Here is a 10,761-nt window from a genome sequence, read left to right on the forward strand (position 1 = left end):
CGCCCGAGCGACGAGCCTCATTGAGAACGGACTCCCGCCGCGCGCTTGTCAAGGGTACCGGGTCGCGTGATTCGGCCTGAGTAGTGTGAGCCTCACGAACAGGGGAGATCACATGCAGGCATGGCCGGGTTCCGCGTATCCGCTCGGAGCGACCTACGACGGCAACGGGACGAACTTCGCCCTCTTCAGCGAAGGCGCCGAGAAAGTCGAGCTCTGCCTCTTCGATGAGGACGGCACCGAGACGTGCGTCGAGTTGCGCGACGTCGACGCCTTCGTCTGGCACGCCTACCTGCCGAACGTGCAGCCGGGGCAGCGTTACGGCTACCGCGTGCACGGTCCGAACGACCCGGCCGACGGCAAGCGGTTCAACCCGAGCAAGCTGCTGCTCGACCCGTACGCCAAGGCCGTCGAGGGTCAGATCGACTGGGGACAGCCGGTGTTCGGCTACAACTTCGGCGAGCCGGACTCGTTCAACGACGAGGACTCGGCCGCTCACATGATGAAGGGTGTCGTCGTCAACCCGTTCTTCGACTGGGCGGGCGACCGTCAGCCGAAGATCCCGTACGCCGAGAGCGTCATCTACGAGGCTCACGTGAAGGGCCTGACGCAGCTGCACCCCGACATCCCCGAGGACATCCGCGGGACCTACGCCGGGCTCGCGCATCCCGCCGTGATCGACCACCTCAAGAAGATCGGCATCACGGCGATCGAGCTGATGCCGGTGCACCAGTTCGTCAACGACTCCACGCTGCAGGAGAAGGGCCTGTCGAACTACTGGGGCTACAACACGATCGCGTTCTTCGCGCCCCAGAACACCTACTCGGCCACGGGCGACCACGGCCAGCAGGTGCAGGAGTTCAAGGCGATGGTCAAGGCGCTGCACGCCGCCGGCATCGAGGTCATCCTCGACGTCGTCTATAACCACACCGCCGAGGGCAACCACATGGGCCCGACCCTCTCGATGCGCGGCATCGACAATGAGGCCTATTACCGGCTCGAGGACGACGACAAGCGCTACTACACCGACTACACCGGCACCGGGAACAGCCTCAACGTCGGCAACCCGCACGCACTGCAGCTGATCATGGACTCGCTGCGCTACTGGGTGACCGAGATGCACGTCGACGGCTTCCGCTTCGACCTCGCGGCGACGCTGGCGCGCGAGTTCTACGACGTCGACCGGCTGTCGGCGTTCTTCGAGCTCGTGCAGCAGGACCCGATCGTCTCGCAGGTCAAGCTCATCGCCGAGCCGTGGGACATCGGCCCCGGCGGTTACCAGGTCGGCAACTTCCCGCCGCAGTGGACCGAGTGGAACGGCAAGTACCGCGACACCGTCCGTGACTTCTGGCGCGGCGAGGCTTCGACGCTCGGCGAGTTCGCCTCTCGGCTCACCGGCTCGGCCGACCTCTACGAGCACGACGGCCGGTGGCCGGTGGCATCCATCAACTTCGTCACCGCGCACGACGGCTTCACGCTGCGCGACCTCGTGTCGTACAACGAGAAGCACAACGACGCCAACGGCGAGGACGGCAACGACGGCGAGTCGCACAACCGCTCATACAACATGGGCGTCGAGGGACCCACCGACGACCCGCACGTGCTGACCATGCGCGCCCGCCAGCAGCGGAACTTCCTCGCGACGCTGCTCCTCAGCCAGGGCGTGCCGATGATCTGCCACGGCGACGAGCTCGGCCGCACGCAGCAGGGCAACAACAACGGCTACGCGCAGGACAACGAGCTGACCTGGATCCACTGGGACCAGGTCGACCAGCCGCTCATCGAGTTCACCGCGGCCCTCGCGCGCCTGCGCCGCCTGCACCCGACGTTCCGGCGCAGCCGGTTCTTCGACGGGCGCCCGGTGCGTCGCGAAGAGGGCGCCCCGGTGCCCGACATCATGTGGCTGCGCCCTGACGGCACCGCTATGCAGCCCGAGGACTGGGACTCCGGGTTCGGGCGGGCGGTCGGCGTCTTCCTCAACGGCGACGGCATCCGCGAGCGCGACCGTCGCGGCGAGGACATCTCCGACGACCACTTCTTCGTGCTGTTCAACGCCGGTGACGACGAGGTGGAGTTCACCGTGCCCTCCGACCAGTACGCGGACCGATGGGAGGTGCTGATCGACACGAGCGGCGAGCTCGTCGGCACCGACCCGCTCGAGGGCGGCAACGCGCTGCAGGTCCGTGCCAAGTCGCTCGTCGTCCTGGGGGAGTACACCGAGCCCGAGCCCGAGACCGACCACTCGGTGGCGGCCTCGCTTGCGGGGTACACGACGCCCATCGACATCGTTCCCGCCGAGGCGCCGACCCCCGAGGTCACGGGCCGATGACGGCTCCGATCTCGACCTACCGGCTGCAGATCCGACCGGCGTTCGACCTCACGGCGGCCGCCGAGGTCACGGACTACCTCCGTGACCTCGGCGTGGACTGGGCCTACCTCTCTCCGCTGCTCGCGGCGGCGGAGGGGTCGGACCACGGCTACGACGTCGTCGACCCGACGATCGTCGACCCGCGCCGCGGCGGCGCCGAGGGGCTCGCGCGCTTCTCGGCCGCCGCCCGCGGTGCCGGACTCGGTGTGCTCGTCGACATCGTGCCCAACCATCAGGGCGTCGCGGTTCCGGCCGAGAACCCCTGGTGGTGGGACGTCCTCCGACACGGTCGCGCATCAGTCCACGCCGAGGCGTTCGACATCGACTGGGAGTACGGCGGGGGCAAGGTCGGCCTGCCGATCCTCGGCTCCACGCTCCGCGAAGCCGTCGCCGCCGGTGAGATCGAGGTCGCGCCGGTGACAGCCGACGAGGCGAACGGCGCCGAGGGTGTCGCCCGCTACTACGACCACGTGCTGCCGCTCGCCGACGGAACCGCACCCGCGGCGGCGACCACCGACCCCGCCACCGTGGATGCCGTGCTCGCCGCGCAGCACTGGCGTGCCGCGTTCTGGCGCGACGACGCGACCGAGCTGAACTACCGGCGCTTCTTCGCCGTGAACACGCTCGCGGGTGTGCGCGTCGACGTGCCGGCGGTCTTCGAGGCGAGCCATGTCGAGATCCTCCGCTGGCTGCGCGAGGGCTTGGCCGACGGCCTCCGCATCGACCACCCCGACGGCCTCGCCGACCCCGGCGGATATCTCGAGCAGCTCGCCGAGGCGACCGGCGGCGCGTATGTCGTGGTCGAGAAGATCCTCGAGCACGCCGCCACGGATCACGCCGAGCAGCTGCCGTCCTGGTGGCCGACCGCCGGTACGACCGGGTACGACGCGATGGCCGAGATCGACCGCGTGCTCATCGATCCCGCCGGCAAGGGTCGACTCGACGAGCTCGACGCCGCGCTCCGCTCGGCCGATGCCCCCGCGTCGTACGACGAGATCGTGCGCGAGGCCAAGCGTGCGGTCGCCGACACGCTGCAGGCCGCAGAGGTGGGGCGTCTCGTGCGCTGCCTGCCCGATGAGGTGCGCGAAGCGCTGGGAGCGGATGTCGCGCGCGACGCGTTCGCCGAACTCCTGACGAGCTTCTCTGTGTACCGCGTCTATCCGCCGGTGGGTGACGAGCTCGTCGCCGAGGCGGTGGCCGCGGCATCCGCATCCCGCCCCGATCTCGCCGACGCGATCGCGACCCTCGCCCCGCTGGTCACGGCGGGCGACACCGAGCTGAGTCGCCGCTTCGGTCAGACGACCGGGCCGGTCATGGCCAAGGGTGTCGAGGACAGCGCGTTCTACCGTTATCCGCGTCTCGGCACGCTCACCGAGGTGGGCGGCGACCCGGGCGTCTTCGCCCTCGACGTCGCGGGCTTCCACCTCGCGCAGGCGAACCGCCAGGCGATGTGGCCGCAGGCCCTCACGGCGCTGAGCACCCACGACACCAAGCGCAGCGAAGACGTCCGCGCCCGGCTGTCCGTCATCGCCGAGCTGCCCGGCCGCTGGTCCGACGCCCTCGGGCGCCTCCGGGCGATCGCCTCGACCGGCGACGGACGCCTCGACGACCTGCTCTGGCAGGCGATCGTCGGAGCGTGGCCCGCGTCGCCCGAGCGGCTGCGCGACTACGCCGAGAAGGCCTCGCGCGAGGGCGGGATCGTCACCTCGTGGACGGACCCCGACGAGGATGCCGAGGCTCGCATCGTCGCACTGGTGGATGCCGCGACCTCGGGTGACGCCCGTGCGGTGGTCGAGGAGGTCGTCGGTGAGCTGACGGCTCCCGGGCGCTCGAACTCCCTCGCCGCCAAGCTGCTGCAGCTGACCGCGCCCGGGGTGCCCGATGTCTATCAGGGCTCCGAGCTGTGGGACCTCTCGCTGGTCGACCCCGACAATCGTCGCGACGTCGACTTCGCCGAGCGCCGCGAGCTGCTCACGAAGCTCGACGGCGGATGGCATCCCGAGATCGACGACTCCGGTGCGGCGAAGCTCCTCGTCGTCTCGCGGGCGCTCCGCCTGCGTCGCGATCGTCCCGAACTGTTCACGCGCTACGCCCCGCTGCCGGTCGTCGGCTCCGCCGCCGACCACGCGATCGCCTTCGACCGCGGCGGCGCCGTCACCGTCGCGACGCGCCTGCCCGTCGGCCTCGCCGCGCGCGGCGGATGGGGCGGCACAGTCGTGATGGTTCCGCCGGGGCGCCACGTCGACCAGCTGACCGGCCATGCCTGGAACGGCGGCGCGGTGCGCTTGGCCGACCTGCTCGACACGTACCCGGTGGCGCTGCTCGCCGCCGAACGTCCGACCGCCGAAGGGAAGAACGCATGATCGAGGTATGGGCGCCGCGCCCCGAGCGGGTGCGGCTGCGACGGCCGGATGCCGCGGACGTCGAGCTCTCGCGCTCGGCGGACGGCTGGTGGTCGGCCGACGTCGACCTCGGCCCGGGCGATCGGTACGGCTTCGTCCTCGGCGACGGCGACGACGCGCGCCCCGACCCGCGCTCGCGGCGGCAGCCTGACGGCGTCCACGGTCTGTCGGCGATCGACGACCCGTCGTCGTTCGCGTGGACCGATCAGGCCTGGACGGGAAGGTCGCTCGCCGGCGGCATCATCTACGAGCTGCACATCGGCACCTTCACGAGCGCCGGCACGCTCGACGCCGCCATCGGGCGCCTCGACCATCTCGTCGAGCTCGGCGTGACCCACATCGAGCTCCTTCCGGTCAATGCCTTCAACGGCACCCACAACTGGGGCTACGACGGGGTGCTCTGGTACGCCGTCCAGGAGAGCTACGGCGGGCCGGACGCGTACCGCCGATTCGTCGATGCCGCGCACGGGGCCGGTCTCGCCGTCATCCAGGACGTCGTCTACAACCACCTCGGGCCTTCGGGAAACTACCTGCCCGAGTACGGTCCGTATCTTCGCGACGGTCGCCGCAACACGTGGGGCGACAGCGTGAATCTCGACGAGGATGCCGTTCGCGAGTACATCATCGGCAACGCCGAGATGTGGTTGCGCGACTTCCACGTCGACGGGCTGCGGCTGGACGCCGTGCACGCGCTGCACGACGACGACAGCCCCGTTCACATCCTCGGCGAGATCGCCGACCGCGTCGACGCGCTCGGCACGCACCTCGGGCGCCCGCTGACGCTCATCGCCGAGAGCGACATGAACGACCCCGTCATGATCCTGCCGCGCGAGGCGGGCGGGCACGGGATGACGGCGCAGTGGTCGGACGACTGGCACCACTCCGTGCACGTCGCGCTCACGGGCGAGACGGGCGGCTACTACGCCGACTTCGACGCGCTCGACGCCGTGCCGAAGACCTGGAACTCGGGCTTCTTCCACGACGGCACCTACTCGTCGTTCCGGGGCCGCGAGCACGGCCGTCCGATTCCGGCCGAGTCGCCGTCGTGGCGGCTGGTGACCTTCGCGCAGGACCACGACCAGATCGGCAACCGCGCGGCGGGCGATCGGCTGTCGGCGACGCTCGACGCCGACCGGCTCGCCGTCGCGGCCGTCCTGACGCTGACCGCGCCGGGAACCCCGATGCTGTTCATGGGCGAGGAGTGGGGCGCGTCCACGCCGTGGCAGTTCTTCACGTCGCACCCCGAGCCCGAGCTCGCCGAGGCGACCGCTGCCGGACGGAAGCAGGAGTTCGCCGAGATGGGCTGGGATGAGGACCTCGTTCCGGACCCCAACGATCCGGCGACCTTCCTGCGGTCGAAGCTCGACTGGACGGAGGTCGGCGAAGGCGACCACGCTCGCCTGCTCGCGCTGTACCGCGAGCTCGGACGGCTGCGCCGTTCGGTGCCCGACCTGACCGACCCGCGATTCACCGCGCGCGGTGCCGGTGCGGCGGAAGGTGAGGGCGGCCGGCTCTACGACCTCCAGCGAGGTCGTGCACGCGTGCTCGTGAACCTCTCCGAGGCGCCGTGGCGGGTCGAGCCGAACGGCGACGTGGTGTGGCTCGAGACGCTGCCGAGCCGGATCGTCGACGATCTGCTCGTCGTCGAGCCGAACTCGGCCGTCATCGTGGGGCCGGATCTGTCAAGCGGATGACCGGCCGCGGGGTCGGATCTACCGTGAAGGGATGAGCACCACAGCGCACCACGCCGCCCGCCCTCCGCAGAAGTCGTCGGACCTCGTCCGGCAGATCGCGGTCATCTCGGCCGTCGTCTTCATGATCATCGCCGCGATGGTCGGGACCGGGCTCTTCGGCGGGACGAACGTGCGCGATCTGCAGGGCGGCGCGCTCGACGCCGACTCGACGGTGCTCGCGCCGGGAACTCAGGCGTTCAGCATCTGGTCGGTCATCTACCTCTTCATGATCGGCTACACGATCTGGCAGGCGCTGCCCGCGCAGCGCTCCCGCGACCGGCAGCGGCTCGTGGGATGGTGGATCGCGCTGACCGCCGTGCTCAACGGGGGATGGCTGCTCGCGGCGCAGTTCACGACCTTGCCGCTGACGGTCGTCGCGATCGTGGCGCTCCTCGCCGCGCTCGGCTGGACGTTCCACCTGCTGGTGCGCTCGCGGCCGCAGTCGGTCGGCGACCGGCTGCTCATGGACGCCACGGTGGGCCTGCACCTCGGATGGGTCTCGCTGGCGACGGTCGCGAACGTCACGGCGTGGCTCAGCCGCACCGTCCCCCAGTCGTGGGGCATGCAGGCCGACGTGTGGGGTGTGGCCGTGCTCGTGCTCGTGGCCGCCGTCGGCGTGGGCATCGCAGCCTTCTCGCGCGGGCGCCCCTCGCCGATCATCGCGCTGTCGTGGGGCCTGGCGTGGGTGGCCATCGCCCGCACGACCGATCAGCCCCACTCGACGCCGGTGGCCATCGCCGCCATCGCCGTCATCGTCGTGGTCGTCGCCGCCGCAGCCGTGACGGCCTGGCGCTCGAACGGCCGCGAGCACCGCGGCATCCTGCGCCGCACCCGCACAGCCTGACCGGTCGCCTGACCGGCCGCGCCGATACATTCGTCGGACCCATGGTGCTGGTGTCGCCTCGAACGTCGTCGGAGGCGACATCCGCACCACCGATCCGACGGTTGTATCGCGCCCGGCGTCAGAACGTCGCGGCGAACGCGGCGAGGAAGCGGCTCGGCTCGGTCACGGGGGCCGCGAGCACGCGGGCCGCGACGCGGTCGTAGTCCGCCGCGTCGAAGTAGCCGTCGTTGCGGTAGATCGTCATGCGCTCGGTGAAGTCCTGCGGCGTCGGCTCGGGGTGGAACTGCGTCGCGTACAGGCGATCTCCCACGCGGTAGGCCTGCACGGGACAGGCGCTGTTCGTGGCGAGGAGCACCGCCCCGGCGGGAAGCGTCTGCGTCCCCTCCTTATGCGCGGTGAGCGCGGCGAAGGTCGGGGAGAGCGAGCCCAGCAGCGGGTCGACCCGGCCGGCCTCCGTCAGGGTCACGTCGGTCGGGCCGGTGTCCTCGGGGTAGTCGCGAGAGATCGTGCCGCCGAGGTAGGTCGTGGCCACGCCGATGCCGAAGCAGGTGAACAGCGCCGCCGTCCGAGCGGATGCCGCCGCCTCGACGATGCGCGCGAGGTCGGCCTCCAGGCGCAGCTGGCCTTCCGGCTTCGCGCCGGGATCGTCAGTGGCGTTGAAGGGGCTGCCGCCGACGACGAAGCCGCGCCAGCGCGTGAACGCGTCCGCGGGCAGGGCGTCGCGCGTCAGATCGATGCGCTCGAGCTGGGACTCGTCGAGGCCCATGGCGGTGCGGAAAGATGCGTACTCCGCGTCCGCGGCCGCCTGCTGCGGGCGCACGCAGACGTACACGAGCGGGGCCATGCCGAAAGTCTATGGTTCCCGCCGAGCCGACCCGGTGGGGATGACCTTCCGTGACGAGCGGAGGACAATGGCCGGATGACCGCCCGCGTGATCATCTCAGACCCCAGCGAGCTCATCGCGGTGCTCGACCGGCTCGACGTCGCCGCCGCGCGCCGGGGCTGGCGGGTGCGCCGCCCCGTCGACGCGGCCGGCATCGAGTCGCGGGCGCGGGACGCTCGCACGGCGATCCGGTTGCCCGCTCCCGTCGTGGTCGAGCTCGAGGCGGATCCGGATGCCGCCGCGCCGGACGACCCGATCGACGCCGCCGCCCTGCTGAGCCGCACTCCGGTTGCGGGTGCGATCCCCGACGGGGCGCGGCGGCTGCACGGGGCGTGATTCGGGCGACCGGCGCTGGCGGTGCGCGTCAGCGCGAGGAGTTCGCGGTACGGCCGCGCACGATCCCGATGAACGTCTCTACCAGCGGCGTGGTCGCCTCCGTCGGCCAGGCGAGCGCGACCGTCGACGTCGGAGCGTCGACCACGGGCCGGTACGTGGTGTCTTTGCGGTGATGCAGTCGCGCGAGCGACATCGGCACGAGCACGATGCCGACGCCGGTGGCCGCCGTCGCGACCGCGTCACCCGTCGTGGCAATGGCGGAAAAGGCGGGGGCGATGGCGCCGGGGACCTCGATACCCAGAGCGTCATCACCGGTCACCATGACGACCTCCCCGGCGAGGTCGGCGAGGGTCAGCTCATCGGCGACGGTGAGGGACGAGTCGGCGCTGCACACGGCGACCGTGATCTCGTCGTAGAGCGGGATGATGCTCAACCCAGCGCGTTCGATCGGAAGCCGCACGAGGGCGGCGTCGACCTCACCGCTCGCGAGGGCGGCGGCTTGGTCGACGAACTCGAGGGAGACGAGATCGACCGGGTTCGCCGGCATCCGCTGCTTCCACACGTCGATCCACTTGCCGGGCGTGGCACCGGGAGCGGCGCCGAGACGGAAGGCGCCGAGCGCGCTGAGATCCGGCGCAGCGGCATCCGACTCGCGACGGGTTCCCGAGTCGCGCTCCGTCCTCCGGGCTCCGGGCCGCTGTCCGGATGCCGCGGCGCCACGGCGCCCGGGGGCACCGCCGCCTCGGCCGCCGCTACGCGCGGGACGGCCCGAGGAACGTCCGGGTGTCATGCCTGAAGCGTATCCCGGGGCAGACGCGATCGGCGGGCCCGCGCAGTGCGGACCCGCCGATCGTCGACGGTGCGGCGGCCACCGCTGGTCGGTCAGGCGGCCAGCCGCAGTCCGCGCTGATCGGTCGCCACGTGCTCGCCGTCGGCGATGTTCTCGTCGTCGCCGATGAGAGAGCCGCCCGCCACGTGCGCGTGCGCTCCGATGAACGCGCGGATGCCGATCTTCGCCCGCGGACCGATGGCGGCGCCGGAGCCGACGTGCGCGTGCGGTGCGATCTCGACGTTCGGGCCGATGACGGCTTCGCGCTCGATCCACACGCCACGGCCGATGTGAACGCCCGCGGCGACCTGGACTCCGGGTTCGACGTAGGCGCCTGCTTCGACCAGTGCGGTCGGGTGCACCTTGGCCCCGTTCGCGATCAAGCCCCGACCGTTCGCGTGCTTGCGGTAACGCAGCGTCTCTCCGCGGTCGTTCTCGATGTCGATGTAGTTCTTGCCCACGATCCCCTCCGACAGTTCCGGGTCCGGTACTGAGTACTGGAAACAACCCCGCGACCCGCGTTTTCATTCCCACGAATCATTCGGAGCGGCAGGTCGACCGGTTTGCTGGAACAAGCGTGCGATGCGCAGCCGCCGAGGTCGAAGGGGTGTGCGAGCTGACCTTCGCGCGATAACATGCCGCCGCCGCGGGGCTTGCTTCCACTCGCGCCCCGGTTTGCGAGGATGGGCGGGTGGAGCCTTCTCGCGCACCGTCGACCGGACCTTCCCTCGTGTTCGAGGCGGCGCTCACGCGCCACACCCGCGCGGAGGATCTGCTCGGCATCGTGACCGGCACGTTCGTGGCATCCCTCGGCCTCTACCTGCTGCAGTCGTCGGGCTCGGTCACCGGCGGTACCGCGGGCCTCGCGCTGCTTCTCGGCTATGCGACCGGATGGTCGTTCCCGGTGCTGTTCGCTGTCGTGAACGCGCCGTTCGCGGCGCTGGCCCTGTGGAAGAAGGGGGTGTCGTTCACGATCCGCACTTTCGTCTCGATCGGCCTGGTCTCGGCGTTCACCTTCGTGCACCAGCACCTGCTGCAATTCGCGAGCATCGAACCCATCTACGGCACGCTGGGCGGCAACCTGCTCGCCGGCGTCGGGCTGCTGATCCTGTTCCGTCACCGTTCGAGCCTCGGCGGGGTGAACATCATCGCCCTCGTGCTGCAGGAGCGCATGGGCTTCAGTGCGGGATGGACCCAGATGATCTTCGATGTCGTGATCATCGCGTCCGCGCTGCTGGTGCTGCCGTGGCCGGCGGTGCTGCTCAGTGCTGCCGGAGCGGTCGTGCTGAGCGTCGTGCTCGTCCTGAACCACCGCCCCGGTCGGTACATCGGCCGCTGAGTGCAAGCGTCGGATCGCTTCAGGCCCGGC

The 10,761-nt window shown here is 70.7% G+C and carries 9 protein-coding genes; 6 read left to right on the top strand and 3 right to left on the bottom strand.

Annotation, left to right across the window (positions count from 1 at the left end; genetic code table 11):
* Positions 1-112 precede the first annotated feature (112 nt).
* From glgX to ABIC53_RS14230, 4 genes are read left to right on the top strand one after another with little or no spacing between them, the layout of a single operon-like run.
* Positions 113-2,326 carry a glycogen debranching protein GlgX gene (gene glgX / locus ABIC53_RS14215; RefSeq protein WP_114588808.1) on the top strand — a complete coding sequence of 738 codons (2,214 nt, stop codon included), beginning with the start codon at positions 113-115 and terminating at the stop codon, positions 2,324-2,326.
* Positions 2,323-4,728 carry a malto-oligosyltrehalose synthase gene (gene treY, locus ABIC53_RS14220; protein WP_282501582.1) on the top strand — a complete coding sequence of 802 codons (2,406 nt, stop codon included), beginning with the start codon at positions 2,323-2,325 and terminating at the stop codon, positions 4,726-4,728. Before glgX ends, treY begins: the two co-directional genes overlap by 4 nt.
* Positions 4,725-6,461, top strand: a complete 1,737-nt coding sequence (gene treZ / locus ABIC53_RS14225; RefSeq protein ID WP_282501581.1) for a malto-oligosyltrehalose trehalohydrolase — start codon at positions 4,725-4,727, stop codon at positions 6,459-6,461. Before treY ends, treZ begins: the two co-directional genes overlap by 4 nt.
* Before the next feature lie 31 nt (positions 6,462-6,492).
* The gene (locus ABIC53_RS14230; RefSeq protein ID WP_282501580.1) at positions 6,493-7,344 is read left to right on the top strand and encodes a TspO-related membrane protein; all 852 of its coding nucleotides are present in this window, start codon (positions 6,493-6,495) and stop codon (positions 7,342-7,344) included.
* Between the two features lie 118 nt (positions 7,345-7,462).
* On the opposite strand, the gene ABIC53_RS14235 is transcribed toward ABIC53_RS14230, so the two are convergent.
* Entirely contained in the window at positions 7,463-8,188 is a 726-nt protein-coding gene (locus ABIC53_RS14235) for a glutamine amidotransferase-related protein (RefSeq protein WP_282501579.1), read from the bottom strand.
* Positions 8,189-8,263: 75 nt separating this feature from the next.
* On the opposite strand from ABIC53_RS14235, the gene ABIC53_RS14240 reads away from it, so the two are divergent.
* Positions 8,264-8,563, top strand: coding sequence for a hypothetical protein (locus ABIC53_RS14240; protein WP_112617750.1), 300 nt, complete (start codon positions 8,264-8,266; stop codon positions 8,561-8,563).
* A 28-nt stretch (positions 8,564-8,591) separates the two neighbouring features.
* Here the strand turns inward: ABIC53_RS14240 and ABIC53_RS14245 are convergent, their stop codons facing one another.
* Together ABIC53_RS14245 and ABIC53_RS14250 are read right to left on the bottom strand one after the other, a co-directional pair.
* Positions 8,592-9,353, bottom strand: a complete 762-nt coding sequence (locus ABIC53_RS14245; RefSeq protein ID WP_282501578.1) for a LysR substrate-binding domain-containing protein — start codon at positions 9,351-9,353, stop codon at positions 8,592-8,594.
* A 92-nt stretch (positions 9,354-9,445) separates the two neighbouring features.
* Positions 9,446-9,853: a UDP-3-O-(3-hydroxymyristoyl)glucosamine N-acyltransferase gene (locus ABIC53_RS14250; protein WP_023953942.1), complete on the bottom strand. Its 408-nt coding sequence runs from the start codon at positions 9,851-9,853 to the stop codon at positions 9,446-9,448.
* A gap of 230 nt (positions 9,854-10,083) precedes the next feature.
* Here ABIC53_RS14250 and ABIC53_RS14255 point away from each other — a divergent pair, with 230 nt between their 5' ends.
* Entirely contained in the window at positions 10,084-10,731 is a 648-nt protein-coding gene (locus tag ABIC53_RS14255) for a YitT family protein (protein ID WP_112617752.1), read from the top strand.
* Positions 10,732-10,761 lie beyond the last annotated feature (30 nt).

Origin of the sequence: Microbacterium sp. 1262 (assembly GCF_040544895.1) — a bacterium.
In the GTDB taxonomy this organism is placed as follows: Bacteria; Actinomycetota; Actinomycetes; order Actinomycetales; family Microbacteriaceae; genus Microbacterium; species Microbacterium plantarum.

Coding starts and splice junctions, on each gene's coding strand:
- glgX (WP_114588808.1), top strand. CDS start 113: ATGCAGGCATGGCCGGGTTCCGCGTATCCGCTCGGAGCGACCTACGAC.
- ABIC53_RS14240 (WP_112617750.1), top strand. CDS start 8,264: ATGACCGCCCGCGTGATCATCTCAGACCCCAGCGAGCTCATCGCGGTG.
- ABIC53_RS14235 (WP_282501579.1), bottom strand. CDS start 8,188: ATGGCCCCGCTCGTGTACGTCTGCGTGCGCCCGCAGCAGGCGGCCGCG.
- ABIC53_RS14245 (WP_282501578.1), bottom strand. CDS start 9,353: ATGACACCCGGACGTTCCTCGGGCCGTCCCGCGCGTAGCGGCGGCCGA.
- ABIC53_RS14230 (WP_282501580.1), top strand. CDS start 6,493: ATGAGCACCACAGCGCACCACGCCGCCCGCCCTCCGCAGAAGTCGTCG.
- treZ (WP_282501581.1), top strand. CDS start 4,725: ATGATCGAGGTATGGGCGCCGCGCCCCGAGCGGGTGCGGCTGCGACGG.
- treY (WP_282501582.1), top strand. CDS start 2,323: ATGACGGCTCCGATCTCGACCTACCGGCTGCAGATCCGACCGGCGTTC.